General features: G+C 72.1%; 27 protein-coding genes and 1 riboswitch. Of the genes, 8 read left to right on the top strand and 19 right to left on the bottom strand.

Annotation, left to right across the window (positions count from 1 at the left end; all coding sequences use genetic code 11):
• Nucleotides 1–4: 4 nt before the first annotated feature.
• The 6 genes from WMR31_RS02125 to WMR31_RS02150 are packed head-to-tail and all read right to left on the bottom strand — an operon-like array spanning nt 5 to nt 5,040.
• Nucleotides 5–1,207 (bottom strand): XdhC family protein, encoded by a 1,203-nt coding sequence (locus WMR31_RS02125; protein ID WP_340537117.1) that lies wholly within the window; start codon nt 1,205–1,207, stop codon nt 5–7.
• Nucleotides 1,200–2,324 carry a vWA domain-containing protein gene (locus tag WMR31_RS02130; RefSeq protein WP_340537118.1) on the bottom strand — a complete coding sequence of 375 codons (1,125 nt, stop codon included), beginning with the start codon at nt 2,322–2,324 and terminating at the stop codon, nt 1,200–1,202. The genes WMR31_RS02125 and WMR31_RS02130 overlap by 8 nt, the downstream gene beginning before the upstream one ends.
• The gene (locus tag WMR31_RS02135) at nt 2,321–3,202 is read right to left on the bottom strand and encodes an AAA family ATPase (RefSeq protein WP_340537119.1); all 882 of its coding nucleotides are present in this window, start codon (nt 3,200–3,202) and stop codon (nt 2,321–2,323) included. Before WMR31_RS02135 ends, WMR31_RS02130 begins: the two co-directional genes overlap by 4 nt.
• 4 nt (nt 3,203–3,206) lie before the next feature.
• Nucleotides 3,207–3,794, bottom strand: a complete 588-nt coding sequence (locus tag WMR31_RS02140; RefSeq protein ID WP_340537120.1) for a nucleotidyltransferase family protein — start codon at nt 3,792–3,794, stop codon at nt 3,207–3,209.
• A 5-nt stretch (nt 3,795–3,799) separates the two neighbouring features.
• Entirely contained in the window at nt 3,800–4,510 is a 711-nt protein-coding gene (locus tag WMR31_RS02145) for a hypothetical protein (protein WP_340537121.1), read from the bottom strand.
• Nucleotides 4,507–5,040 carry an RNA polymerase sigma factor gene (locus WMR31_RS02150; protein ID WP_340537122.1) on the bottom strand — a complete coding sequence of 178 codons (534 nt, stop codon included), beginning with the start codon at nt 5,038–5,040 and terminating at the stop codon, nt 4,507–4,509. The genes WMR31_RS02145 and WMR31_RS02150 overlap by 4 nt, the downstream gene beginning before the upstream one ends.
• 141 nt (nt 5,041–5,181) lie before the next feature.
• On the opposite strand from WMR31_RS02150, the gene WMR31_RS02155 reads away from it, so the two are divergent.
• A complete protein-coding gene (locus WMR31_RS02155; protein ID WP_340537123.1) occupies nt 5,182–7,110 on the top strand; it encodes a serine/threonine-protein kinase in 1,929 nt (642 codons plus the stop codon).
• Between the two features lie 46 nt (nt 7,111–7,156).
• On the opposite strand, the gene WMR31_RS02160 is transcribed toward WMR31_RS02155, so the two are convergent.
• Nucleotides 7,157–8,695, bottom strand: coding sequence for an MFS transporter (locus tag WMR31_RS02160; RefSeq protein ID WP_340537124.1), 1,539 nt, complete (start codon nt 8,693–8,695; stop codon nt 7,157–7,159).
• Nucleotides 8,696–8,777: 82 nt separating this feature from the next.
• Here WMR31_RS02160 and WMR31_RS02165 point away from each other — a divergent pair, with 82 nt between their 5' ends.
• Nucleotides 8,778–9,338 (top strand): TetR/AcrR family transcriptional regulator, encoded by a 561-nt coding sequence (locus WMR31_RS02165; RefSeq protein WP_340537125.1) that lies wholly within the window; start codon nt 8,778–8,780, stop codon nt 9,336–9,338.
• Nucleotides 9,339–9,497: 159 nt separating this feature from the next.
• Nucleotides 9,498–10,169, top strand: coding sequence for a DUF6461 domain-containing protein (locus WMR31_RS02170; protein ID WP_340537126.1), 672 nt, complete (start codon nt 9,498–9,500; stop codon nt 10,167–10,169).
• 266 nt (nt 10,170–10,435) lie between these two features.
• On the opposite strand, the gene groL is transcribed toward WMR31_RS02170, so the two are convergent.
• The 4 genes from groL to WMR31_RS02190 form a co-directional block, all read right to left on the bottom strand.
• Entirely contained in the window at nt 10,436–12,061 is a 1,626-nt protein-coding gene (gene groL / locus WMR31_RS02175) for a chaperonin GroEL (protein WP_340537127.1), read from the bottom strand.
• A gap of 210 nt (nt 12,062–12,271) precedes the next feature.
• Nucleotides 12,272–13,492: a hypothetical protein gene (locus WMR31_RS02180; protein ID WP_340537128.1), complete on the bottom strand. Its 1,221-nt coding sequence runs from the start codon at nt 13,490–13,492 to the stop codon at nt 12,272–12,274.
• Nucleotides 13,489–13,989, bottom strand: a complete 501-nt coding sequence (locus WMR31_RS02185) for a SigE family RNA polymerase sigma factor (RefSeq protein ID WP_340537129.1) — start codon at nt 13,987–13,989, stop codon at nt 13,489–13,491. Before WMR31_RS02185 ends, WMR31_RS02180 begins: the two co-directional genes overlap by 4 nt.
• 45 nt (nt 13,990–14,034) lie before the next feature.
• Nucleotides 14,035–14,847, bottom strand: a complete 813-nt coding sequence (locus WMR31_RS02190; protein ID WP_340537130.1) for an SGNH/GDSL hydrolase family protein — start codon at nt 14,845–14,847, stop codon at nt 14,035–14,037.
• A gap of 131 nt (nt 14,848–14,978) precedes the next feature.
• On the opposite strand from WMR31_RS02190, the gene WMR31_RS02195 reads away from it, so the two are divergent.
• From WMR31_RS02195 to WMR31_RS02205, 3 genes are read left to right on the top strand one after another with little or no spacing between them, the layout of a single operon-like run.
• Nucleotides 14,979–15,341 carry a YciI family protein gene (locus tag WMR31_RS02195; RefSeq protein WP_340537131.1) on the top strand — a complete coding sequence of 121 codons (363 nt, stop codon included), beginning with the start codon at nt 14,979–14,981 and terminating at the stop codon, nt 15,339–15,341.
• Nucleotides 15,338–15,688 (top strand): YciI family protein, encoded by a 351-nt coding sequence (locus tag WMR31_RS02200; protein WP_340537132.1) that lies wholly within the window; start codon nt 15,338–15,340, stop codon nt 15,686–15,688. The genes WMR31_RS02195 and WMR31_RS02200 overlap by 4 nt, the downstream gene beginning before the upstream one ends.
• Nucleotides 15,689–15,703: 15 nt before the next feature.
• Nucleotides 15,704–16,951 (top strand): RNA polymerase sigma factor, encoded by a 1,248-nt coding sequence (locus WMR31_RS02205; protein WP_340537133.1) that lies wholly within the window; start codon nt 15,704–15,706, stop codon nt 16,949–16,951.
• 40 nt (nt 16,952–16,991) lie between these two features.
• On the opposite strand, the gene WMR31_RS02210 is transcribed toward WMR31_RS02205, so the two are convergent.
• The 3 genes from WMR31_RS02210 to thrC form a co-directional block, all read right to left on the bottom strand.
• The gene (locus WMR31_RS02210) at nt 16,992–17,609 is read right to left on the bottom strand and encodes a hypothetical protein (protein WP_340537134.1); all 618 of its coding nucleotides are present in this window, start codon (nt 17,607–17,609) and stop codon (nt 16,992–16,994) included.
• A 114-nt stretch (nt 17,610–17,723) separates the two neighbouring features.
• Nucleotides 17,724–17,999 carry a MoaD/ThiS family protein gene (locus WMR31_RS02215; protein WP_340537135.1) on the bottom strand — a complete coding sequence of 92 codons (276 nt, stop codon included), beginning with the start codon at nt 17,997–17,999 and terminating at the stop codon, nt 17,724–17,726.
• Between the two features lie 21 nt (nt 18,000–18,020).
• Entirely contained in the window at nt 18,021–19,301 is a 1,281-nt protein-coding gene (gene thrC, locus WMR31_RS02220) for a threonine synthase (RefSeq protein WP_340537136.1), read from the bottom strand.
• A 12-nt stretch (nt 19,302–19,313) separates the two neighbouring features.
• Nucleotides 19,314–19,457: riboswitch (SAM riboswitch) on the bottom strand.
• Between the two features lie 207 nt (nt 19,458–19,664).
• On the opposite strand from thrC, the gene WMR31_RS02225 reads away from it, so the two are divergent.
• Both WMR31_RS02225 and WMR31_RS02230 read left to right on the top strand, forming a co-directional pair.
• Nucleotides 19,665–21,416 carry a PHP domain-containing protein gene (locus tag WMR31_RS02225; protein ID WP_340537137.1) on the top strand — a complete coding sequence of 584 codons (1,752 nt, stop codon included), beginning with the start codon at nt 19,665–19,667 and terminating at the stop codon, nt 21,414–21,416.
• Nucleotides 21,413–22,012, top strand: a complete 600-nt coding sequence (locus WMR31_RS02230) for a hypothetical protein (RefSeq protein ID WP_340537138.1) — start codon at nt 21,413–21,415, stop codon at nt 22,010–22,012. Before WMR31_RS02225 ends, WMR31_RS02230 begins: the two co-directional genes overlap by 4 nt.
• 24 nt (nt 22,013–22,036) lie before the next feature.
• Here the strand turns inward: WMR31_RS02230 and otsB are convergent, their stop codons facing one another.
• From otsB to WMR31_RS02255, 5 genes are all read right to left on the bottom strand, one after another.
• On the bottom strand, nt 22,037–22,879 hold the full coding sequence (gene otsB, locus WMR31_RS02235) for a trehalose-phosphatase (RefSeq protein ID WP_340537139.1): 843 nt from the start codon (nt 22,877–22,879) through the stop codon (nt 22,037–22,039).
• Nucleotides 22,880–22,905: 26 nt separating this feature from the next.
• Nucleotides 22,906–23,415: a LytR C-terminal domain-containing protein gene (locus WMR31_RS02240; protein ID WP_340537140.1), complete on the bottom strand. Its 510-nt coding sequence runs from the start codon at nt 23,413–23,415 to the stop codon at nt 22,906–22,908.
• 8 nt (nt 23,416–23,423) lie between these two features.
• A complete protein-coding gene (locus tag WMR31_RS02245) occupies nt 23,424–23,726 on the bottom strand; it encodes a DUF3263 domain-containing protein (RefSeq protein WP_340537141.1) in 303 nt (100 codons plus the stop codon).
• Nucleotides 23,727–23,980: 254 nt separating this feature from the next.
• Nucleotides 23,981–24,631, bottom strand: coding sequence for a response regulator (locus WMR31_RS02250; protein ID WP_340537370.1), 651 nt, complete (start codon nt 24,629–24,631; stop codon nt 23,981–23,983).
• Nucleotides 24,632–24,639: 8 nt separating this feature from the next.
• Nucleotides 24,640–26,037, bottom strand: a complete 1,398-nt coding sequence (locus WMR31_RS02255; RefSeq protein WP_340537142.1) for a sensor histidine kinase — start codon at nt 26,035–26,037, stop codon at nt 24,640–24,642.
• Nucleotides 26,038–26,059 lie beyond the last annotated feature (22 nt).

Here is a 26,059-nt window from a genome sequence, read left to right on the forward strand (position 1 = left end):
GCTCTCACTCCTGCTCGTGGTGGATGCGACCGGCGGTCCGAGCCAGCGACTGCCCGGTCCCGCCCCAGCGGCCGGCGATGATCTCCGCGGCGATGCTGATCGCGGTCTCCTCCGGGGTGCGTGCGCCGAGGTCGAGCCCGATCGGGCTGGCCAGCCGGGCCAGATCGTCGTCGCTCAGGCCCGCTTCGCGCAGCCGCGCGGTGCGGTCGTCGTGGGTGCGTCGCGAGCCCATCGCGCCGACGTAGGCGACCTCGGGCAGCCGCAACGCGGTCTCCAGCAGCGGGATGTCGAACTTCGGGTCGTGGGTGAGCACCGTGATGACCGTGCGCCCGTCGATCCGCCCGGCCTCCTGCTCGGCCGCGAGATAACGGTGCGGCCAGTCGACGACGACCCGGTCGGCGTCGGGGAAGCGACTGGTCGTGGCGAACACCGGCCGGGCGTCGCACACCGTGACGTCGTAGCCCAGGAACGACCCCACCCTGGCCACCGCCGCGGCGAAGTCGATGGCGCCGAACACCAGCATCCGGGGCCGGGGCGCGAACGCCCACACGAAGACCCGCATCCCCTCGCCGCGGCGTTCGCCGTCGGGGCCGTAGGTGAGGGTCGCGTTCGCCCCCTGCGCCAGCAGCCCCAGCGCGTCGTCGGTGACGGCGTCGGTGGCCCGCTCGGACCACAGGTGGGCGCCGTCCGGGTGGGATAGTCCCGGGCGATCGGGTTGTTTCTCGGTGTTATTCCCAACCGTTTCGCCCGGGACTATCGCGCCCGAGGAGTCGGGGCGGACGACGAGACGCGCTCCGACGCGGGTGGGGTCCGGGTGGTCGATGACGGTGGCGACGGCGACCGGGCGGCCGGCCTCGACGTCGGCGGCGACGTCGGCAAGCTCGGGGAAGGTCTCGCGGGAGACCCGTTCGACGAACACGTCGAGGATGCCGCCGCAGGTGAGGCCGACGGCGAAGGCGTCGTCGTCGGAGACGCCGTAGCGCTCCAGCACCGGCTCGCCGGAAGCGACCACCGACTGCGCGAGGTCGTAGACCGCCCCCTCCACGCAGCCGCCCGAGACCGAACCGACCGCCGAGCCGTCGGGCCCGACGAGCATCGAGGCACCCGGAGGCCGCGGGGCCGAGCGGAACGTCGCCACCACGGTGCCGACGCCGGTCGTCTCGCCGGCCTCCCACCACTCCAGCAGCTCGGGCAGCACCTCACGCACGGGACAGCACCTCGGTCAGTTCCTCGTAGGTCGCCATCGTATGTCCGGCGAGCAGGTCGTCGATGTGCGGCAGGACGGCGCGGATCCCCTGTTGCACCGGGGCGTACCCGGCCTTCCCGCGGTGCGGGTTCACCCAGACGACCCGGTGCGCGATCCGGGCCAGTCGCCGCGCCTGCTCCCCCAGCAGCGCGGGATCGCCGCGCTCCCAGCCGTCGCTGAAGATCACCACGACGGCGCCGCGAGCCAGGCCGCGACGTCCCCACCGGTCGATGAAGACGCCGAGAGTCTCGCCCAGCCGCGTGCCGCCGGACCAGTCGGGCACCGCGTCACCGGCAGCGACGAGCGCTCGCTCGACGTCGCGGACACGCATGGCTCTGGTGAGGTGGGTCAGCCGGGTACCGACGGTGAAGGTCTCGGTGCGACCACCCTGGGCGGCGTAGGAGCGAGTCAGCGTGTGGGCGAGGCGCAGGAGGGCGTCGGCATACCCGCTCATCGAGCCCGACACGTCGATCAGCAGCACCACGCGGCGCGGGCGGAGCCGGCGTTGCCGCCAGTGGATCGGCGCCGGCTCGCCGTGCAGGCGCAGGCTCGCCCGGATCGTGGCCGCCGCGTCGACCCGTCCCCGGCGGAACCGCTCGTCCCGGATCGTGCGCCGCATCGGCGGTCGCGGTCGCAACCGCGCGAACAGCCGGGCCAGCCGGAACCGCTCCACCGCGCTGAGATCGGCGACGTCACGATGCCGCAGCACCTCGAGATCACTGGCCAGGGCCTTGACCACCTCTTCGTCGCCGTCGGCGTCCGCCCCGTCGCCGTCGTCGAGAGCCAGCTCGGCGACGACCGGCGGGTCCTCCCGCTGAGAGCGCCGCTCTCTCGGCAGTCCGGTGCGGGGATCGAAGAACGCCTCGAAGACCTGGTCGTAGCGCACGAGGTCGTCGGGGGACGAGCACAGCGTGGCTCGCCCCGCGCGGTAGGTGGCCCGCGGATCGCCGAGACCCACGATGGCGGCCGCGGCCAGGAATCCGGCCGCCCGGTCGTGGGTGACCGCCACCCCCGCGGCGCGCAGTGCACGGGTGAAGGCGAGCAGCACCTCGTCGGGGCCGTGCCCCGCGCCGGTCATGCCCGGAGCACCTGGTCGAGAGCGTGCCGGACCTTCTCGGCGTCCTCCCGGTACTTCACCAGCGCGCCGAGGGTCCGCGCAGCCGACTCCAGGTCGAGGTCGGTGGCGCCGAGATGCTGGAGGGCGCGCGCCCAGTCGAGGGTCTCGGCGACGCCGGGCGGCTTCTCCAGGCCGTCGATGCGGCGCAGCTCCTGGACGGCGCCGACCACCTGCTCGGCCAGCGCGGCCGACACCTCGGGAGCGCGGGCGCGGACGATCGCGGTCTCGCGGGCCAGGCCGGGGTGGTCGATCCAGTGGTAGAGGCAGCGGCGCTTGAGGGCGTCGTGCAGCTCGCGGGTGCGGTTCGAGGTGAGCACGACGATCGGGGGCGTGGCCGCGCGCACGGTGCCGAGCTCGGGGATGCTCACCTGGTAGGTCGAGAGCACCTCGAGCAGGAAGGCCTCGAACTCGTCGTCGGCGCGATCGATCTCGTCGACCAGCAGCACCGCCGGGCTCTCCTGGAGTGCGGTGAGGATCGGCCGGGCGAGGAGGAAGCGCTCGGTGTAGAGCGAGCTCTCGGCGTCCTCGACACTGCGTGAGGCCTCGCGACCCATCGCCTCGATCGCACGCAGGTGCAGGACCTGGCGCGGGAAGTCCCAGTCGTAGAGCGCCTGGTGGACGTCGATGCCCTCATAGCACTGCAGCCGCACCAGCGGCACGTCGAGCGCCTGGGCCAGCGCCTCGGCCAACGCGGTCTTGCCGGTGCCGGGCTCGCCCTCGAGGAGCAGCGGGCGCTGCATGGCGAGCGCGAGATAGGAGACGGTGGCGAGCTCGTCGTCGCACAGGTAGCCCGTCTCGGCAAGCCGGTCGGCGATCTCGGTGGTCGAGGACGGCGTCACGCATTCAGGCTAGTGGGCCGCCGTTGGCCGGTGGCTGGTCGACGTCGCGACCCCGCGCCAGGTCGCCGCACTCGATGCCCTCGACGTCGTGCGCGGCCAGGTAGGGACGAGCCCCGGAGTCCCCCACGGCCAGCTCGGCGACGGCGGCCCAGTGCGCGCGCCCGAGCACCACCGGATGGCCGGGCACCCCGTCGTAGGCCGCCCGGGCGAGCGCGGAGCGGCCGGCGCCGGACGCCGACCGGGCGACCCGGTCGATGACGTCGGCGCCGACGTCGGGCAGGTCGACCAGATGGACCACGACGGCGTCGGCCGCCGTGGCCTCCGCCGCGCTCAGGCCGGCTCGCAGCGAGGCAGCCATCCCGGTGGCCCAGTCGTCGGCGAGCACCACCTCCACGCCGTCCGGCACCAGCGACCGCGCCTGGTCGGCGCCGGCGCCGAGGACGACGATCACCGGCTCGCAGCCGCCGTCGCGCAGCACCTCGATGGAGCGGTGGAGCCAGGAGTTGCCGTCCTCGTCGCGTACGAGCGCCTTCGGACGCCCCATCCGCGTCCCCGCGCCGGCGGCGAGCAGGAGCCCGGCCGGCTTCGCCACGGTGCTCAGTCGCCGAACGCGTCGGCGTAGAGGCCGGCGAGCTTGTCGGTGTACTCGGAGCTGAACCCGCACAAGGTGACCTGGCCGTCGGTGGCGGAGACGAGGTATCGCCCGCCCTCCTCGAACCTCACCGCGTCGAGAAGGTCGGTGAGTCCGCCGCCGGGGGCGGTGACGGTGACCAGGTCGGTCTCCTCGCCGGTGTAGAACTGCGTGGGCTCCAAGGTGACCTTGTCGCCGCTGATCGAGGTGACGACGCCGTCGAAGGCGAGGTTCTGGCCTGCGAGCACCTGCGGGGCGGCCTCGGGTGCCATGCAACGCGCCGGGGCGGGGACCGCCTCGAGCTGGGTCACGCTCGGCGCGTCCGGCGAGCCCGACTGGGAGCTCGACTGCGAGGTCGGCTCGGAGGTGGGGTCGTCGCCCGCGACAGGGGCGTTGTCGTCGTCGTCGCCCACGGTCACGAACCAGGCGCCGGCGGCGATGAGCACGACGGCGGCGGCGGCCACCAGCCAGGTGAGGCGGCTGCGGTTTCGGACGCCGTCGGTGCGGGACTCGTCGATCTGCTCGTCGGTCATGGTGTCCTCCAGGAGTCGGGCCACCCACGCGGGATCGGCCGGCGACAGGGAGGAGGCCGGGTCGTTCGCGGCCAGCAGGGCCCGCAGGTCTGCGTGCTCGTCGGTCGGCTCGTCCGGCCGCGTGTCGTCGCGGTCGTCGGTCATGGCTTCCTCCCTTCCGTCGACCCTTCATGTCCGGTTGCGATGCCGATCTTTCGCAGTTCCTCGCGCAACTTCTCACGGGCCCGGTGCAGGCGGATGCTCGCGGCATTGGCGGTGACGTCGAGCACGACGGCGATCTCGGCCGGGGTGAGCTGCTCCCAGGCCCACAGCCGGAGCAGTTCGGCATCGGCGGCTGGCAGCGCGGCCATCGCCTCGCCGACGGCGTCGTCGGCGGCGCCCGGCGCGGGGGTGCGGTCTCGCGGCGGGTCCAGGGTGGCGACCTTGCCCGCGACCCGTCGCTGACGGCGCGCGCTGCGTTCGCGGTTCGCCAGGCAGTTGCGGGCGACGCCGTAGGCCCACGGCAGCGGCTCGTCGGGGATCTCGTCGATGCGCCGCCAGCACACCAGGAGGGTGTCGGCCAGGACGTCGTCGGCGGTGTCGGCGTCGGTCCGCCGCGCCAGGAAGCGTCGGAGCGGCTCGACTATCTCTGCCGCCACAGCCTCCAGACGGTCGCGGCGGGCCTCCGAGGTCACGGGGTCCAGCGTTTCACACCCCGGACCCACCCTCGTCCCGGCGCTCGGTGACGTGCGTGGGCGTGCCGGCGGGAGGTAGGTTGCGGGCACTCATACCCTCAGCAGACCTCAGTAGCCCTCAGTGGCGTCGAAGGAGTCACCGTGGCCCGCTTCCCCTCCGTGGGTGAGGACTTCGGCGCGTACCGAATCACCCGTCAGCTCGGTCGTGGCGGCATGGGCGTCGTGTTCGCCGCCGAGCAGCGTGGCCTGGGCCGGACGGTGGCCCTGAAGGTCCTCTCCCCCGAGTTCGCCGAGCAGTCCGACTACCGGGCCCGGTTCAGCCGCGAGGCGACGGTCCTGGCACGCCTGGACTCCCCCCACGTGATCCAGGTCTTCGATCACGGTGAGCACGACGGCTGCCTTTTCATCGCGACCCAGTTCGTCGGCGGCGGCGACCTCAGCCACGCCATCCGCTCCTCGGGGCCGCTTCCCGCCGCCCGGGCGGCGCGGATCGCCGAGCAGGTGGCGTGGGCGCTGCACGACTCCCACGCCGCCGGCGTCATCCACCGCGACCTCAAGCCCAGCAACGTGCTGCTGCGCGAGCAGAGCGCCGAGACCTTCGCCTATCTGTGCGACTTCGGCATCGCCCAGGACCGCGCTCCGGGCCTGACCGCCCCCGGCTCGGTGGCCGGCACCTTCGCCTACCTCGCCCCCGAGCGGCTGCGCGGCCAGCCGGCGACCGCCGCGGCCGACGTCTATGCGCTCGGCTGCGTGCTGTGGACCATGGTGCTCGGCAAGGCGCCGTACGCCGGCAGCGACGTCGAGATCGGGATGGCCCACCTCAACGAGCCCGTGCCGGAGCTCGTCGAGGACTCCGCGGTCGCCGTCGCGACCAATCGGATCCTGCGCAAGGCCCTCGCCAAGGACCCGGCGCAGCGCTATGCCGACGCCGGTGCGATGCGCACCGATCTCCAGCAGCTCGCGACGCTCGCCGGCTCGACCTCGCACCCGCCGCTGCGGCCACGCACCAGCGCACCCGCTCCCGACCTGACCAAGAGGACCGGAGCCCTCGCCGCGAGCGCGGGCGTCGGTTCCGGCTCCGGCGGCTCCGGCGGCGGGGGCGGCGGCTGGGGCGAGGCTCCCCCCAGCTCGCCGAGCCACCCCAGCGGCGCCGGATATCCCCTCGGCGGCACGGGGACGCCGATCGGGCCTCCCCCGAGCGGACCGCCCGGTGGATCGTCCGGCCCGTTCGGCGGCCCTCCGAGCGGGCCTCCCCCCGGCGCACCCTTCGGCGCCCCACCCAGCGGCGGTGGAGGCGACCCCAAGAAGCGACGCACCGCGATCATCGTCGCTGCGGTGGCGGCGGTCGTGCTGGCAATCGGCGGTGGGGTCACCGCGGCCGTCCTCGCCAGCGGCTCCGACGACGACAAGGCCGGCGAGGAGTCCTCGACCTCGATCACCGACTCCACGACGTCCGAGCCGACCAGCCCGACGACCACCACCACCTCGACCGCCCCGGTCCCACCGACGACGTCGAGTCCGGCCGCTCCGCCGCCGTCGGACCCGCCGAGCCGCCGACCGGAGCCGGAGCCGTTCTATCCCGACGTCCCGCCCAGCACCGGCATCAAGATCGAGCTGGGTCAGGCCTCGCTGCGCGCCCCGCAGGGGTGGGGCCGCATCGACGCCGGCATCGTGCAGGGCGGCGTCGGCGCCCGTGACTACAGCGACTACGAGGGCTACTACTCCTCGGTGTTCATCCGGCGCAGCGAGCCGGTGATCCCGATCACCTCGATCGACCTGCTGAAGGTCGCGGCCGAGGCCGCGGTGAAGAACCTGGACGAGAACGACGACACGATCGAGCTGCGCTACAGCAAGCTGATGCCGACCGCCTGGCTCGACGGGCAGCGCGCCGTCCGGATCCGCGCGTCCTACTACTCCACCAAGGACAATCTCTCCTTCACCGAGGAGACCTGGTTCGCCCAGCGCGGCAAGTGGCTCTACCGCGTGACCTTCCAGCACAGTCGCTCGGACTCCCAGGAGGATCGCCGCGGCCAGATCGACCCGATGGTCGTGTCGTTCCGCTGGAGCTGATCCGGCGCAGCACCGCTCGGCACGCGCCGTCGGCTCAGGTGCTCGCTCAGTGCTCGGCCTCGACGAGATCCTCGCGCGCCGACACCCCGCGGAGCATGACGCGGGCGAAGATCGACACTCCGACGAGGAGCACCGCGGCGATCCCGCCGGTCCAGGCGAGCGCGTCGGTGAACGCCTCCGTCGCGGCCGTCGAGAGCGCGGCTCCGAGCGCCCCGGGCAGCTCCTGAGCGTGCAGCAGCGCCGCCGCAAGCGTCTCCTTCGCAGACTCCAGGACTCCAGCGGGCATGCCCTGCGGCGCGTTGTCGGCGAGCCCGGAACGGTAGAAGCCGAGGAGCAGTGAGCCCAAGATGGCGGTGCCGAAGGCCGTGCCGAGCTCGTAAGCCGTCTCGCTGATCGCCGCGGCCTGACCCGACTGCTCCGGGCGCACCGAGCTCATGATCAGGTCGTTGGTGAGCGTGAGCCCCACCCCGGCGCCGAGGCCCACCAGACTCAGGGTCACCGCGATCACCCAGGGGTCGGTCTCGGGGCTGAGCGTGAGCAGCATCGCGAACCCGACCGCGGTGATCAGCACCCCGGAGGCCACGATGAGCGAGGTCTCGAAGCGCTTGACGAGGGCCGCGGCGACGAATCCGGCGAGTGCGGAGACGGCGGCCTGCGGCAGCATCCACAGCGCCGACTCGATGACGCTGAGACCCACGACGAGCTGCAGGAACTGGGTGAGGGCGAACATCGCTCCGACCAGCGAGAAGATCGAGAGCAGATCGGTGAGCACCGCGCCGGTGAAGGCACGCACCCGGAAGAGCCGGACGTTGATCATCGGCTCGGGCAGGCGCAGCTGGCGCAGCACGAACAACGTGAGCAGCGCGAGGCCGGCCCCGAAGGTGACGACGGCGACGCCGGGCTGGTCGCCTTCGGCGAAGGCCTTCACACCGTAGACGAACGAGATCATGCCGGCCAGCGAGAGCAGCATGCTCGAGATGTCGATCCGGCCGGGGTTCGGGTTCTTGCTCTCCGGGACGAGGGACGGCGCCAGGGCGAGCAGCAGCACCATCACGGGGAGGTTCATCAAGAACGCGGCATGCCAGCTGAACACCTCGATGATCCAACCCCCGATGATCGGTCCCGCGGCTGCCCCGAGGGCTCCGGTCGCGGACCACACCGCCATGGCGATCCGTCGCTGGTCGCGGTCGAGGAACATGTTGCGGATCAGCGAGAGGGTCCCCGGCATGATCGCCGCGCCACCGATGCCCAGCAGCGCGCGGGCGGCGATCAGCATCCAGGGAGCACTCGACAACGCGCCGAGCACCGATGCGACGGCGAACACCACCGCGCCGATCAGCAGCACCTTGCGCCTGCCGAATCTGTCGCCGAGTGCGGACGTCGTGACGAGCAGGCCGGCGAGCATCAACGAATAGACATCGAGGATCCACAGTTGCTGGGTGCCGGACGGCTCCAGGTCCGTGGTGATGTCGGCCAGTGCGAAGACCAGCACCAGGCCATCGATGGCGATGAGCAGCATCGGGAGCACCAGCACGGCCAGGCCCACCCAGGTGCGGGTCGTCGCCCGCTGCGTGGTTCGGTTCATCGGTCCCACTTCCTCGTCGTAGTTACTTCACCATCTGGTGAACTTCACCAAACGGTATACTAATGAGGACGAAGGAGGCCAAATGGCGCGACCGAGCGCACGACCGAAGCTGATCGAGGCCGCACTGCGGGTGGTGGCCGAACGGGGGGTCACCGCGCTGACCCTGGATGCGGTGGCCGAGGAGGCCGGGGTGACCAAGCGCGGCCTGATCTACCACTTCCCGAACAAGCACGCGCTCATGGTCGGGATCCACGAGGAGCTCGCCGCCCGCGTCGAGCGGGACCTCGTCGCCGCCACGGGAGGAGACCCCGAGGGCGCGAGCCTGGTCGACCGCACCAGGGGCTACGTCCGAGCGTCCCTCGAATCGATGACCAACGTGGAGCTGCCGCTCATCATGGAGGCCGCCAACGAGCCGGAGTGGATGGCGCCGTGGGTGCGCGTCTACCGCCGTTGGTTCCCCGAGGACGGGCAGCCCGTGGAGGACCTGGACGACCGGTCGCTGCGTTGCCTGGTCGCTCGCATGGCCGCCGACGGCACCTGGGGGTACGAGAGCATCCTGCCGTCTCCCATGAGTCCCGAGGCACGCGAGCGCCTCACGGCCGCCATCCTCGCCGGGTTGGACGAGGACCAGCAGCCCGGGTGAGTAAGACACCCGGCGGGGCGGGGGCTGGCCGGGCCAGCTACCCGGGAGGGTGGGTGAGAGCGGCGGGTCGGATCAGCTCGACGTCGGCCCTGGCGACGTCATCGCTTCGGCCCGCCGATTCCGAGGACGCCGGCCGGGGCCGACGGGCACACTGTCGCGGTGATCAAGAAGCCACTGGCGCTGGTCGTCGCCGCAGCGACCGTGAGCGCCCTGCTCGGCGCACCGTCTCCGTCCTCGCATGCGGAGCCGACGATCGCCGCCCAGCCGTCCTCCCATCGCGATGCCCGGGCGGCCGACTACCCGTGGGTCGGCAGGTACTCCCCCGCCGACTCCTACTCGCTCACGGTCGTGCGCGGGATCGGCCCGGCCGCCGTCAAACGGGCCCTTGCCCCCCTGGGCGAACGGGTCGGTGACGCGACACCGACACAGGCGTTAATGCAGGTCTTCGACGACGACTTCGACATGGTCGCCGACGTCGTGCAGATCTCGCGGCGCGGATCGGCCGTCGTCGTCTGGGAGCCCTACGGCTACCGCGCCAGCGACGCTCTGGAGCGGCTGAGCCGGCGCGGCGTGGCGTTCAACTTCGGCACCTTCCCGGGCGAGAACTACGTCAGCATCTACCGCGAGGGGAAGTGGGTCCGTTCCTTCGAGCCTCCGTTCTCGCTCTGGCCCGCCGAGGCCCTGCCGATCGAGAAGGGCCTGCGCTTCAAGGGCACTCGGGGCTCTGTGCATCGCAACGTGTGGGCCCTGATGGAGCAAGCGGCCCGAGTCCACATCTCCCAGCGGTGGTTCGAGGGTGAGCACCCCACGTGGGTGCGGCCGTACCGCTGAGCGCGCGCCCGGAGTCGACAGGAGTCCGGGTCAGCATGGGCCGGGACGGACTGGACCGACCGACCTCGATCGCCCCGGAGTCTGCGAACTGGGCGGCCGAAACCTGAACTTGTCGGCCGATATATCGCCCGACAAGTTCATATTTCCCCGGTCGACCGGGGAAATCCCGCCCCGCCCGGCCAGAAAAGCAACCGGCCCGCCCTCGCGTGGAGGACGGGCCGGTGAGCTGACCGATGGGTCAGGCTGGGTGCATCAGCTGGACTCGATCAGAAGTCCATGCCGCCCATGCCGCCGGTCGGGTCGCCCATGGGGGCGGCCTTCTCGGGCTTGTCGGCGACGACGGCCTCGGTGGTGAGGAAGAGCGCCGCGATGGAGGCGGCGTTCTGCAGGGCCGAGCGGGTGACCTTGGCCGGGTCGATGATGCCGGCCGAGATCATGTCGACGTACTCGCCGGTCGCGGCGTTGAGGCCGTGACCCGGCTCGAGGCTGGTGACCTTCTCCGCGACGACGCCGCCCTCGAGGCCGGCGTTGACGGCGATCTGCTTGAGCGGAGCGGAGGTGGCGACGCGGACGATGTTCGCGCCGGTCTCCTCGTCGCCCTTGAGGTCGAGGTCGTCGAAGACCGCGGCACCGGCCTGGATGAGCGCGACGCCGCCACCGGCGACGATGCCCTCCTCGACGGCCGCCTTGGCGTTGCGGACGGCGTCCTCGATGCGGTGCTTGCGCTCCTTGAGCTCGACCTCGGTGGCCGCACCGACCTTGATGACGGCGACGCCGCCGGCGAGCTTGGCCAGACGCTCCTGGAGCTTCTCGCGGTCGTAGTCGGAGTCGGACTTCTCGATCTCGGCGCGGATCTGGTTGACCCGGCCCTCGATCTGGCCCTGGTCGCCGGCGCCCTCGACGATGGTGGTCTCGTCCTTGGTGACCACGACCTTGCGGGCCTGGCCGAGCAGCTCGAGGCCAGCGGTCTCGAGCTTGAGGCCGACCTCCTCGGAGATGACCTGGCCGCCGGTGAGGATCGCGATGTCCTGGAGCATGGCCTTGCGGCGGTCACCGAAGCCGGGGGCCTTGACGGCGACCGACTTGAACGTGCCGCGGATCTTGTTGACGACCAGCGTGGACAGGGCCTCGCCGTCGACGTCCTCGGCGATGATGACCAGCGGCTTGCCGGACTGCATGACCTTCTCCAGCAGCGGCAGCAGGTCCTTGACGTTGCTGATCTTGGAGTTGGCGATGAGGATGTAGGGGTCCTCCAGGACCGCCTCCATGCGCTCGGGGTCGGTGACGAAGTAGGCCGAGATGTAGCCCTTGTCGAAGCGCATGCCCTCGGTGAGCTCGAGGTCGAGGCCGAAGGTGTTCGACTCCTCGACGGTGATCACACCCTCCTTGCCGACCTTGTCCATCGCCTCGGCGATGATCTCGCCGACGGTCGGGTCGGCCGCGGAGATCGAGGCGGTGCTGGCGATCTGCTCCTTGGTCTCGACGTCCTTGGCGACCTTGAGCAGCTCGTCGGAGACGGCGGCGACCGCGGTCTCGATGCCGCGCTTGAGACCCATCGGGTTCGCGCCGGCCGCCACGTTGCGCAGGCCCTCGCGGACCATCGCCTGGGCGAGCACGGTGGCCGTCGTCGTGCCGTCACCGGCGACGTCGTCGGTCTTCTTCGCGACCTCCTTGACCAGCTCGGCGCCGATCTTCTCGTAGGGGTCCTCCAGCTCGATCTCCTTGGCGATGCTCACACCGTCGTTGGTGATCGTGGGGGCGCCCCACTTCTTCTCCAGCACGACGTTGCGGCCCTTGGGACCGAGGGTGACCTTGACGGCGTCGGCGAGCGTGTTCATGCCGCGCTCGAGGCCGCGACGGGCCTCCTCGTTGAAAGCAATCAGCTTGGGCATAACTCCTGGGATTCCTTGCCTGTGGAGTTCGGATCCGGAGGTGGTGGGCTGCCCGCGACGGACGACCGGCCCCGCCCGGCGAACCATTTCTCGCCGGCGGACTGGCCTCAGCTGACACCGCTCCGGTTTGTCACTCTCATGGTATGAGTGCCAGCCTCATGTTTAGCACTCGCCCCCTGAGAGTGACAAGCCCGTGGGCTGCCCGGGCCCTCAGACGAGGGCTTGGGAGGCCCAGCTGGCGACGTAGAAGTCGTTCGGAGGGACGCCGGTGATCTGGGTGGCGACACCGAACTCGTGCGTACCCACCTGCCAGCGCACCAGACTCGGCCGGTCGGTCCGGGACTCGTAGAACACTCCTCCGTCGGGCGCGAACGCGACCACCGGGCAGCACAGCTTCGAACGCCAGTTCTCCGGCGGGATGACCAGCCGGTGCTGCAGCCCGTCCCCACTGACCAGGATCGACTCGGCATCGCCGGTGCCCCCGTCGTACGGGAGCTGCTGGAACATCTCAGACCTCGCCGTGGCGAGTCCGCCGCCCGCGGCAGGGTCGAGCCGGACATCGAGCCGGGCACCGTAGAGGCTGCCCTCGGCGATGTTGACCAGCGGGACGCCGAGGGTGGGCTCGAGGCCGGGGAGCGTGAAGCCGGCCTGCTTGCCGGGGGCCGGGAAGTCGACGTACGGAACCAGCCCGTCGTCGCGCTGCCAGACCACACCGGTCAGCTCTCGACCCGCGAAGCCGGGCGGGTCCACGCGCATCCAGGTGCCCGTGGTGATGTCGAAGATCTCGATGTGGTCGCCTTGGCCGAACCCCAGATATCGGCCGGTGGGCGAGAGCATCGTCGCGGACACCGGGTCGAATCCGTTCTCGCCGTCCGACCTGTCCTTGAGGTGCGACACGTCGAGGTACCGGTTCCCGTCGGCGCCGACGAGGAGGACCCGGTCGGTCCGCTGGTCGCCGCTGACCGCCACCGCGGCCAGGGCGACGCCGAGCGGGCTCGTCTCGGCGGAGACCGTCGCCGGGTCGTCGAGGACACCGAGGTCGATCGTCTCCGGGAGCGCCGTGTCGACCTGCGGCAGTCGCGCCTCCTCCGCCCGCGTCGGCCCGTCCCACATCTCGGTGCCGTCGACGACGGCGTCGGGCTCGGTCGGCGCCGGCTCCGGGTCCTTCGGCGGGGGCGAGGCGGTGTCGGTGAGCCCGGACGGCGGGTTCGTGGGGCCGGCGGGCCGGCCGTCGTCGCGGGCACTCGGCGTCGTGGCCCACCAGGTGCCGCCGGCAGCGGCGACGACGGCGGCGGTGGCCCCGCCGACGATCGCCAGCGAGCGCCGGCGACGCTGACGTCGTCCGGTGCGCCAGGCCGCGGGGGCCAGGTCGAGGTGGGTCTCGTCGGCGACGCGTTCGTGCAGGAGGTCGCGCAGGTCCTCGGTACTCATGTCGGATCTCCGATCAGCTCGGCGAGCTCGGGGGCCGCCTCGCGCAGGCGGCGCAGGGCGAGGTGGGTCTGGCTCTTGACGGTGCCGACGCTCACGCCGAGGGTCTCTGCGGTGTCGCGCTCGGTGAGGTCTGCGTAGTAGCGCAGGACGACGACGGCGCGCTGGCGCGGGGTCAGGCTGGCGAGCGCGTGGTCGAGGAGGAGGCGGCGGTCGGTCCCGTCGCCGTGTGCGTCGGGCCGCTCGGCGACGTCCTCGACGGTGATCTCGCGGCGGTGCTTGCGCCACCACGAGATGTTGCCGCGCACGATCACCTGCCGGGCATAGGCCTCGGGATTCCCGTCGTGGAGACGTCGCCAGCGAGCGGCGACGGCGGCGAGGGCGTCCTGGACGAGATCCTCGGCGCGGTGACGCTCGCCGGTGAGCAGCAACGCGGTACGCAGCAGCGTCTGCTGGCGCGCCCGGGCCCACTGGGTGAAGCCCTCCTCATCGGCATCCATACCCCATCTCAACGCACCAGCGCGCCGGAAGGTTGGAGGGCGACCTCACCGCTCGGGGATCCGGTGCCCGAAGGGAACGTCGTCGTGCAGGCCGAGCGCGGTAAGCACCGAGGGCAGCAGCGCCTCGGCGGTCCGCCGATAGCCCTGACCGCTGGGGTGGAAGCGGTCGATGCTGAACATCTGGTCGGGGTCGGCCAGGAAGTGGGGCCCGACGACGTGCGCCAGGGAGACCGCGTGGGCACCCGCACCGACCGCGGCCGCCGCCTGCGCCGCGGCGAGTTGGCGGGAGGCGACCGAGCCGAGCGCCCGCAGGGGCTGCGGGACCGGGCGCAACGCGCCGAGGTCGGGACAGGTGCCGACGACGACCTCCGCGCCGCGTGCGCGGAGCGCGGCGACGGCGTCCTGGAGATGACCGACCGACGTCGCCACCGGCACCCGGTGGGTCACGTCGTTCCCGCCGACGACGATCACCGCCACGTCGGGCGCGTAGTCGGAGGGGAGGCCCGCGAGCTGTGCGGCGAGCATCGAGCTCTCCGCACCGACGACCGCGGCCACCTGCAGCCGGACCGCGCGGCGGGTCTGCTTGGCCAGTCCCTTCGCGAGCCGGCCGCCGAGAGTGTCCTTCCGACGCTCGGCGCCGAGCCCGGCCGCGATCGAGTCGCCGAGGAGGAGCAGGTCGAGGGGGGCGCCGTACGACGACTTCCAGACCCGCTCGGCGTCCGGCGGGCTCTCCCCCAGCGGCTTGCCGATGAGTCGGCGCGCGGTCGCGGCCTGGCGGCGGAGCAGGGCCGGGGCGCCGATGGAAGCGCCCAGCACTCCCACGCACACCGCCGCAGCGGCGATCAGTCGGGCCCTCACTCGCACGACCTCTGTCCATCACACCGGCCTGAACCGGCGACGACCTGCCGTCGAGCATCGGGTGTCGAATTCGATGCCCGGTCGGCGTCATAGCAGTGACAGGCACCTTCGCCCGAGGAGAGGATCACCGCATGGCCACCACCTACGCAGTCACGCTGATCGGCGACGAGTCGATCTGGGAGGGGCTCGCGCCCGAGGAACAGGCGGGCGTCTTCGCCCGCCACGAGAAGTTCGCGGCCGCGCTCGCCGAGCGCGGTCACCGCATCGTCGCCGGCGCGGAGCTCACTCATTCGCGCGCCACCCGGCAGATCAGGCGGATCGACGGGGAGGTCACAGTGAGCGAGGGTCCCTTCGTCGAGACTGTCGAGCAGATCGGCGGTCTCTACCTCATCGAGAGCGACGACCTCGACGACCTCGTCTCCCTGTGCGCGATCATCACCGACGAGTACGGCGCGGTCGAGGTCCGCGCCACCACGACGGAGGGCCAGTCATGACTCGCTTCATGATCCAGCTGACCGAGCCCGGCCACTTCGCGAAGTGGGCTGCCGCGGACGACGCACTGCGCCAGCGGGTACGAGACGACTTCGCCGCCTTCGACCGGGCCGTCGGCGAGCGCGGCAGCATCGTCAGCGGTGAGGCGCTCAGCGACACGAAGACGGCTCGGACCCTCGGCCCCGGGCCCGATCGCACCCTGACCGAGGGGCCCTTCGCCGAGACCGTCGAGCAACTGGGTGGCTTCTACGTCATCGACGTCGCCGACCTCGATACCGCCGTCGAGCTCGCACGCCTGCTGCCCAGCGAGTACACGCTCGAGGTCCGTGAGTGCCTCGACGTCGAGTAGGTCGAGTAGTCGTCGTTGACTGACGTAGGCCGGTTGCTGCGCGAGGAGTGGGGGCGCCTGCTCGCGCTCCTCGTCGCGCAGTACCGCCGACTCGACCTGGCCGAGGACGGGCTCGCCGACGCCTTCGAGGCGGCCGCGCGCCGCTGGCCCGACGACGGCGAGCCGGCCAATCCCCAGGGCTGGCTGCTGGTGACCGCTCGCCGCCGGATCCTCGACCGCCTGCGGGCCGAGGCCGTCGCCGCGCGCTCGCTCCCGTTGCTGGCCGTCGAGTCCGATCTCTCCCAGGAGGTGAGCCGGGTGCTCGCCGACGGATCGATGCCCGGCGAGACCGGCGTGGTCGACGAGCGGCTACGGCTGGTCCTGCTGTGCGCTCACCCGACCCTCGCGCGCGAGCACGCGGCCGCGCTGAGCCTGCGGCTCGTCCTGGGCGTGCCGACCGCCGACATCGCCCGGCTCTTCCTGGTGCCCACCCCCACCATGGCCGCTCGGCTCACCCGTGCTCGCAAGCGCCTGGCGGGGGCGACCTTCGCCGTGCCCACGGGCGAGGCCCTGCGACGACGCGTCGCCGACGTCGCAGACATCGCCTACCTCGCCTTCACCGCCGGCTACGCGCCCGGCACGGGTGGCGACGTCGTGCGCGTGGCCGAGGCCGGCGAGGCACTCCGGCTGGTGCGGGTGCTGCGTGAGGTGGCTCCGAGCGAGCTGGCCCCCGACGTCGAGGCGCTGCTCGCCCTGATGCTGCTCCAGCACTCACGCCGTGAGGCGCGGGTCGCCGACGGGGCCCTCGTGCTGCTCCCCGACCAGGACAGGCGCCTGTGGCGCGCCGACGAGATCGCCGAGGCGATCGATCTCTTGACGCCGCTGGCGGCCTCGATGCCCTCGACGCCCTACCTGCTCCAGGCCCTGATCGCCGCCGAGCACGCGATCGCGCCCAGCGCCACTGCCACGGACTGGAGGCGGATCGCCGGCTGGTATGCGGAGCTGGAGGAGCTCACCGGATCACCGGTGGTGCGGCTGAACCGGGCGGTCGCGGTGGCCGAGGCCGAGGGCTCCGACGCCGGACTGGCCCTCCTCGAAGGGCTCGACCTTCCGGGGCACCGGCTGCCCGCCGTCCGGGCCGAGCTGCTGGCGCGCGCCGGCCGGGCGCGCGAGGCGCTGGCTGCCTACGACGCCGCACTCGGGGCCTGCGAGCACGAGGCCGAATGCGATCACCTGCGAGCACGACGCGACAGGCTCAGGCGCGACCGCCACGGTCGGGGGTGACGCGCACCCTCGACCGTGGCCGGTCGGGCCCCGCGTGGGTTCAGCCTTGGTACTGGAGGACGGGCACCAACCGGGCCGCCAGCTCCCGCGCGCTCTCGAGCCCGGCGGCGTCGGCATTGGGATCGGCCGTGACGACGACCGTGAGCAGGTCGGTGTCGTCGAACCGGTAGCCGATCGCCCCGGGATAGGTCTCGCAGACGAACGCCGTGTCGCCTTCCGCATCCACGTCGGTGGCCTCGTCGTCACACGCCTCGCGGGTGCCGTCGATGTACTCGGTGAGGTCGAGTTGCACCTTGGTGTAGTTGATCGTGATGTCGGTGTCGGGCCCGACCAGGGTGAAGAAGCAGAGCTCCGGGCCTGCGGCGCCGGCCTCGATCTCCTGCCCGGCCGCGGCGGAGAGGTCCTCGGCGGACGCGAACGCGCAGGCGTCGCCGGCCGGCTCGGTGTCCCCGGCGTCAGCGTCCCCGGTGTCCGTGTCGCCCATGTCGGTGTCGTCGGTGTCGCCCGTGTCTCCGGTGTTGCCGGTGTCGCTCGTCGGCGCATCGGAGGGCTTGTCCTGGTCGCCCTGGTCGTCGTCGGAGCCACACGCGCTCAACGACAGGGCGAGGACGCCGAGCACGGCGGGGATCGCGAGACGGGTGGCGAGCGAAGCGGTCATGGTGGGTCTCCTGGACGTGGGCTGTGGCCGGCCCTTCGCCGGCGACGTCCGGTTCGACGCACGCCGCCCCGACCGGGTTCCCGAGGGCGCGCCGATCCTAGGATCGGGTCCGGATCAGCCGCCGGCGACTGCCGGAATCACCGAGATCTGGGCACCATCGCGCGTCGCGGTGGCGAGGTTGTCGAGGAACCGGACGTCGTCGTTGTCGACGTAGACGTTCACGAACCGTCGCAGCTTGCCGTCCTCGTCGAGGATCCGGCCACGGATGCCGGCGTAGTTGCTCTCGAGGTCGTCGAGCACCTCGGCGAGGGTGGCGCCGTTGGCGCTCACCTCGGACTCGCCGCCGGTGTAGGTGCGCAGGATGGTGGGGACGCGGACGGAGACGCTCATGGTGTGCTCGCTTTCGCAGTGTCAGAGGCCGGTGGCGCGGAAGGCGTCGTAGGACGGCTCGATGGTGGCCGCGGCCGAGACGGAGCCGGAGACGGCGTCGAGTGTCTTCAGGCCGTGGCCGGTGTTGATGACCACGGTCTCGAGCGTCGGGTCGAGCTGGCCGGTCTCGACGAGCTTGCGGGTGACCGCGACGGTCGTGCCGCCGGCGGTCTCGGTGAAGATGCCCTCGGTGCGGGCCAGGGACACGATGCCCGCGCGGACCTCCTCGTCGGTGACGTCCTCGACCGCTCCGCCGGTCTGGCGGCAGATGTCGAGCACGTAGATGCCGTCGGCCGGGTTGCCGATCGCCAGGCTCTTGGCGATGGTGTCGGGCTTGACCGGGCGGATGGCGTCGGTCTCGGCCTTGTAGGCCGTCGAGACCGGCGAGCAGCCGGTGGCCTGAGCGCCGAAGATCCGGTAGGGCTTGTCCTCGACGAGGCCGAGCTCGATCAGCTCCTTGAAGGCCTTGTGCACCTTGGTCAGCTGGGAGCCGGACGCCACCGGGATGACCACCTGGTCGGGCAGCCGCCAGCCGAGCTGCTCGGCGATCTCGTAGCCCAGCGTCTTGGACCCCTCGGCGTAGAACGGGCGGACGTTGACGTTCACGAACGCCCAGCCCTCCTCCTCGCCGGCGATCTCCGAGGCGAGCTTGTTGACGTCGTCGTAGTTGCCGTTCACCGCCACGAGCGAGTCGGTGAAGATCGCGGAGTTCACCTGCTTGGGCTGCTCGAGGTTGCTGGGGATGAACACCACGGTCTTGATGCCGGCTCGGGCTCCGGCAGCGGCGACGGCGTTGGCGAGGTTGCCCGTGCTCGGACAGGCGAACGTCGTCGCGCCCAGCTCGCGGGCCGCGCTGAGCGCGCAGGCGACGACGCGGTCCTTGAAGGAGTTCGTCGGGTTCGTCGAGTCGTCCTTGACCCACAGGTTGTCGATGCCGAGCTCGGCGCCGAGGTTCGCGGCGCGCAGCAGGCGGGTGAACCCGGGCTCGGTGTTGGGGCTCTGCTCGATGTCGGTGGGGACCGGCAGCAGGGCCTTGTAGCGCCAGATGTTGCGCGGGCCGGCCTCGATCTCCTCGCGGGTGACCGAGGGGAAGTCGTAGGCGATCTCGAGTGGGCCGAAGCACTCCGGACAGGCGTAGAACGGGCCGAGGTCGACCTGGTGGCCGCATTCGCGGCACGCGAGGGCCCGGGCGTTGCCGAAGGCCCCCTCACGAAGTCCGCTGCCGGTCTCGGTCGTGGGGCGGTCGAGGGTGGGTGCGCTCACGGAAGTTCCTCCTCCTCATCTTCCCCGGGGCGACGGTCGCATCCGGGCGGAATTGGCACCGTTTCCACCATTCCGTCCGGAGTGGTCCGGAGGCGGAGGCAGGTGGCGGTTGCCGGGACGTCGACGGGCCGTTCCCTCAGTCCCTCGTGATGAGCTGCCGCCCACTCTACGACCATGCGTCTCACCATGCGTCACCCGGTCCCGCCATCCGGACCGGTGCGCCGAGCCGGCCCGCGAGTCCGCGGCTCGGCTTCCGGCACGTTCATCTGGGCGTCACCCGGGCGAGGGGACGACGTCACCCGGTGGCACCAGGGTCGAAAGGTACGCAGCAGCGGGACCCGACCCCACTCTCCGGGAGACGACGTGAGCCATTCGCACGACCACGACCACGAGCACCACCACGAGCACCACCACGAGCACAGCCACGAGCACGAGATCGACGCCGGCGCCGAGGCTGCCTTCGACACCTCCGTGCCCGACGCCGACCTGTCCGGCACCGAGCTGAGCCGCCGCGGCCTGATGCGGGCGGCGGGGGTCTTCGGCGCCGTGACCGCCGGCATGGCCGGGATGAGCGGGGTCTCCCCCGCCCTGGCCGACGACGCCCAGCGCGGGGCCGCGCGGACCTCACGCGGGCCCGGCGGCCTGTACTGGCTGGCCGGTGACCACCACATCCACACCCAGCACAGCTCCGACGGCATGTACACGGTGCTCGACCAGGCCCAGCACGCCCGGGCCAACGGCCTCGACTGGCTCGTCATCACCGACCACGGCGGCGCGACCCACGCCCGGATCGGCGTCGACCTGGTCAACCCCGACATCGTCGCGGCTCGCGCCGAGCTCGACGACACCCTGATCTTCCAGGGCCTGGAGTGGAACATCCCGGCCGCCGAGCACGGCACGGTGTTCGTCGCACCCGGTCGCAACGAGGTCGCGGTGCTCAAGCAGTTCGAGCGCGACTACGACGGCAGCGTCAAGGGTGCGAGCAGCAGCAGCCCGGCGAACGAGGCGCTCGCCGTCTCCGGCATCCAGTGGCTCGGGCAGCAGGTGGACAAGCGCCGCGTGGACGCCGCGCTGTTCCTCGCCAACCACCCGGCGCGCAATGGCATCGACAGCCCGCACGAGATCCGCAACTGGCGCGATGCCGACCCGCGGGTCGCGATCGGCTTCGAGGGCGCACCGGGCCACCAGGCCGCCGGCCTGCCCGCCGGATACGGCCCCGGCTCGGCACGCGGCTACTACGGCAACGCACCGGGACCGAACTCGTTCGCGGCCTACCCCCCGGAGAGCTACCGGACCTGGGGTGGCTTCGACTGGATGACCGCTACCGTCGGCGGGCTGTGGGACTCGCTGCTCGCCGAGGGCAAGCCGTGGTCGATCACCGCCAACTCCGACTCCCACGTCAACTGGACCGACACCGCCAAGCGACCCGACGGATCGACGTCGGAGCAGTTCAACGCCGACGGCCGCTACGGCGACCCGGTCTACGGCGGCGGCGTCAACCTCACCGCCGGCGACTTCTGGCCGGGCTTCTACAGCCGCACCCACGTGGGCGCCACCAAGCCGAGCTACCAGGCGGTGATGCGCGGGATGCGCGACGGACGGATCTGGGTCGACCACGGCGGCCTCGTCAAGTCCGTCGACGTCCGCATCAAGGCCTCCGGACGCGGCGGCGCGTCCAGCGAGAGCCTGGGCGGCACGCTGGTGGCCCGCAAGGGCAGCGACCTGCAGCTGATCGTGACGATCACCGCGCAGGACGTGCCGAACTGGTCGCAGTTCGTGCCCCAGCTCAACCGGGTCGACCTGATCCGGGGAGCGGTCCAGCCGGCGGCGGCGAAGAAGGACCGTGACCTGTTCACCGCGCCCGACACCAAGGTCGTCCGGCGCTGGGACACCTCGCGCCGGTCAGGGACGTTCACGCTGCGCTACGACCTCGGCAAGCTCGAGGAGGCGTTCTACGTGCGCCTGCGCGGCACCGACGGCAACCGCACCCAGGAAGGCTTCCTCGGCCGCTCGATCGACGCCGAGGGCCCGGCGCTCGACGTCGTCGGCGACGCCGACCCGTGGATCGACCTGTGGTTCTACACCAACCCGATCTGGGTCGTGCCGCGCAAGTGAGTGCGTCCTCCCTGGTTGTCGCCGTCGCCGTCGACGCCGGGGCACGCGATGTCGCGGGCGCCGAGCACCTCGTCGGGCTCCTCGACGAGGTGCTCCCGGCCGGGGCGCCGTCGTACGTCGCGAGCACCCACGTGGTCGAGAGCGAGGACGGCCGGCGGGTCGCGGTGGCTGCGTCGTGGGAGCCGGACGGTGCGGATGAGACGGACGAGGCGGCGTGGCTCGCGCGGCTCCTCGCCGCCGTCCCCGGGGCCGCCGCGGTGGTCGGCGCCCGCACGGGCGGTGCACCGGCGGCCGCAGGCGCCCTCGCAGCGGCCCGTGCCCACGCCGCGCGCACGGACGGGCGGGTCGCACGCTTCGGGGGCCAGGCCGGGATCGAGCGGGTGCTGGCCGTCGGGGAGGTCGTCGCCTCGAGCCTCATCGAGGAGGTCGTGGCGCTGGGCTCCCCGCCCTTGCCGCCGGAGACCGTGGTCGACCTGCGCGAGTGGGCCCGCCCCACCTGGCGGGCCGGGCGACTCGTGCTCACCGTCCAGCAGTCCCGCGACGGTCTGGTTCCCTTCGAGTCACGGCACCAGATCGCCTGCTGCGCCGATCACTGAGCCCGGCACTGAGCCCGGCAGAGCTCAGACCCGTCGTCCGGCGAGGTCGCCGGTGAAGCCCCGCAGCAGCTCGAGGACGCCGTCGGGGCCGTCGACGACGACGTCGGCCTGCTCGACCAGCGCGTTCTCCTCCTCCGAGCCGGACGCGACGCGCAGCGTGGGCAGCCCGTCCTCGGCGAGCTCGCCCAGGGCGCCGAAGGCGGGGAGGTCGCCGAGATCGTCACCGGCGTAGAGGAACCCCCCGGCGTCCAGGTCGGCGACCAGGGTGCGCACCGCGCCGCCCTTGTCGGAGCCCGGCGCCCGGATCTCCACCACCGCCCGGCCGGGCTCGACCGCGAGTCCGTGTCGCTGCGCCAGCTCGGTGAGTCGCGGGAGCAGCCGCTCGAAGGCGGCCTCGGGCTCGGCGAGCCGGCGGGTGTGGACGGCGACGGCGAGGCCCTTGTCCTCGACCCAGGCGTCGGCGGCGTCGGCCTCGCGCAGGACCCGCGGCAGGTCGGCCTCGAAGCCGGCCAGGCCCGAGGGCGGCCGTGGTCCGACGACCCGGCGATCCGAGCCGCTCCACCGCTCGTTGCCGTACTGGCCGAAGACGAGCAGCTGGCATCCCTGGGTGGCCAGCGCGTCGGCGAGCTCGTCGAGGCCGCCGAGGGCGACGGCCTGCCGGGCGGGGCGACCGGTGATCACCGCGATCGCCCGCACCTGGCCGCCGAGCTCGGCGAGTGCGGCGTGTGCCTCGGGGTGGATGTGGGCGCGCTCGGGGTCGTCGACGATCGGGGCGAGGACGCCGTCGAAGTCGAGGCCGACGACGACCTCGTCGCCCGCGCGCACCAATGCGGCGTAGCGCTGCTGGCCCTGCGGAGTGAGCTCCATGCGTCGAGGTCGGCGGACCGACGGGCTCAGAGGGGGCCGGTGAGGATGACCGTCAGCCGGTCGAGCCTCATCGCACCGACCGCGGGGGCGGTGCGATCGATCCCGAGGTCGAGGGCCAGCTGCTTGGCGGCGCTCTCGAGCTGCTTGGGATAGAAGACGGTGTTGCCGTTCACGGTGCCGTACCAGTTGTCGGTGCCGACGACCTTCCAGCCGGCATCGGTGGCGCTGGCGCCGGCGCTCCCGGCCAGGCCGCTGATCCCGGAGTTGTTGTAGACCTCGACGTAGACCTTGTCGCGCTGGACGGCCGGCTTCTTTTTCTTCTTCTTCTTCTTCGGCGCGGTGGTCGGCTCGCTGGTGGGTCGCGCCGACGGCGAGTCGCTCGTGGTCGAACGCGAGGGGGCGACGACCTCCTTGTCGGGGGCATCGTCGCCGCGGGTGACGAAGAAGGCCACCGCAGCCATGGCGACCGCGATGATGCTCAGGACCACGACCGGCGAGGGGAAGACCACGCCGCGCTGCGTGGATCGCTCGGACACGATGCGCCCTACAGCTCGAAGCCGAGTCGGCGGGCCGAGCGCTGGCGCTGCCGCTCGGAACGGAGCCGGCGCAGACGGCGGACCAGCAGCGGGTCGGCCTCGATCGCCTCAGGCCGGTCGATGAGGGCGTTGAGGACCTGGTAGTAGCGCGTCGAGCTCATGTCGAACTTCTCGCGGACCGCGCTCTCCTTGGCACCGGCGTACTTCCACCACTGCCTCTCGAACGCGAGGATCTCGCGGTCGCGCTCGCTCAGGGTCCCGGTTTCGGGCGCGCCCTGATTGCTCGCGTCGTCGTGCCGCTGGGCTTCCATCGCTCATCTCCCGCGAGGCTGTCGTCAGATCTGTCGGGACTACTGTAGACGGCGAATCACAGTCATGTCATTCGCCCCGCGCAACCGTACCCGACCGATCGAGCGTGGTGGCGCGAACTCCGGGCCGCCCGAACTGCCTCCGGGCCGCCCAAACGGCGCAATTGCGCGGTCCGGGCCCGCCTACCCGGCAGTAACCGTGCCAACCGGCGCAATTGCGCCGAACGGGTCGCACCAGAGCCGCCCTCGACGGCGCCTCACCCCCGCAGGAACCGGACGACGGCGAGGACCCGGCGGTGGGCGGCGTCGTCGTCGGGGAGGAGGCCGAGCTTGGCGAAGATCCGCTGGGTGTGCTTCTCGATCGCGCCCAGGGTGACGGTGAGCTCCTCGGCGATCGCGGTGTTCGAGCGGCCCTCGGCCATCAGCGCCAGCACCTCGCGCTCGCGGGGGGTGAGGGCGGCGAGCGGGTCGTGGCGGCGTCCCATGAGCTGACGGACCACGAGCGGGTCGAGCACGGTGCCGCCGTCGGCGACGGTCTGGACGGCGGCGAGGAACTCGTCGACGTCGCTGACCCGGTCCTTCAGCAGGTATCCGGTGCCGCCCTGGTCGACCGGGCCGGAGGCGAGCAGGTCGTCGGCGTAGGACACCTCGACGTACTGGGAGAGCACCATCACCCGGGCCTCCGGCCACCCGGTGCGGACCTCGACGGCAGCGCGCAGACCCTCGTCGGTGTGCGAGGGCGGCATCCGGACGTCGACGATCGCGAGGTCCGGACGGTGCTCGAGCACCTCGGTCACGAACGACGGACCGTCGCCCACCGAGGCGACCACCTCGTGGCCGGCCTCGGTGAGCAGCAGCTGGAGACCCTCGCGCAGGAGCACCGAGTCGTCGGCCAGCACGATCCGCAGCGTTCGGGTCACGCTCGCTCGTCCCCCTCCACCGGCGACAGGTCGACCGGGATCGTCGCACGCACGACCGTCGGTCCGCCGACCGGGGACTCCACGTCGAGGCTTCCGTCGACGCCGCCGAGCCGCTGGCCGAGACCGGCGAGACCGCTGCCCTTGGCGAGACTGGCGCCGCCCACGCCGTCGTCCTGGACGACGACGCCGACCCAGCCGTCGGCGTAGGTGACCGCGAGCGCCGCCCGCTCGGCCTGGCTGTGCTTGGCGATATTGGTGAGCGCCTCGGCCACCACGAAGTAGACGGTGGTCTCGACGTGCGGCGGGAGCTTGTCGGGCACCTCGATGTGGGCGCTGACCGGAATGGTGGCCCGCTGGAGGAGCTCGTCGAGCGCGACGCGCAGACCGCGGTCGACCAGCAGCGGCGGGGCGATCCCGCGCGAGAGCGTCCGCAGCTCGCTGACGGTCTCGCGGGCCTGGCGCAGGGCGTCGTCGAGCAGCGCTCCGGCGCGCTCGGGGTCGGACTCCATCTGCTTGCGGGCCCGGCCGAGGTCCATCGTGAGGCGGACCAGGCGCTGCTGGGGACCGTCGTGGATGTCGCGCTCCAGACGGCGCATCGAGGCGGCCTCGGCGAGGCGGGCCGACGTCCGGGCGTCGGAGACCTGGCGCACCTGCGACTGGAGCTTGGCCCGGCTGCACAGCAGTGCGTCTGCGATACCGGCCTGGATCACCGCGCAGCCCCGCATGACCAGGGGGAGGGTGACCAGGGCGACCAGGCCCAGCACGAACTGGAAGATGCTCTCGTCGCGGCGCCCCTCGCCCCAGCCGATCAGCTCGACCAGCGAGGTGTCGCCCTCCGGCAGCCACTGCGACCAGAACCAGTAGGTGAGCCCAGCACCGGCCGTCGCCCACCAGATCATCGCCACGCAGAAGCCGAAGAGGCCGGTGAAGAAGCCCACCAGGCCCCACAGCATGTCGAGCCACGACTGGGGGTCGCGCAGCGGCGTCAGCACCCGGCGCACGAGCGAGGCGTCCGCCGGCGCCTCGAGGTAGACCGGCAGCGGCGCCCGCTTGCCCAGCAGGGTGCGCTGCTGGAAGCGCTCGAGGTGGGCCAGACCGCGCGAGGCGTAGGCGGTGGCGGTGAGGACGGCGAGGCCGACCCAGACCACGAGCAGGCCGAGCCCGGCCGACAGCCCGGCGACGGTCACCACGAATCCGGCGAGCCCGAGCCCGAAGCCGGAGCAGAGGTAGGCGGTGTCCTGGAGTACGCGGCGCAGGAACCCGGGGCGTTCGTGCACCGGCTCGCCCCGCTCGGTCGCGGCGAGAGGCCCGGCCGGCGCGACGCCGGACTCGCGGGCGACGGCGGGCGGCTCGGAGTGAGGTTCGGGACTGGGAAAGATCATCGTGTCTGTCATGACTCCAGGCTCGTGCGCTGGC

Source organism: Nocardioides epinepheli (assembly GCF_037936805.1).
Taxonomy (GTDB): Bacteria; Actinomycetota; Actinomycetes; order Propionibacteriales; family Nocardioidaceae; genus Nocardioides.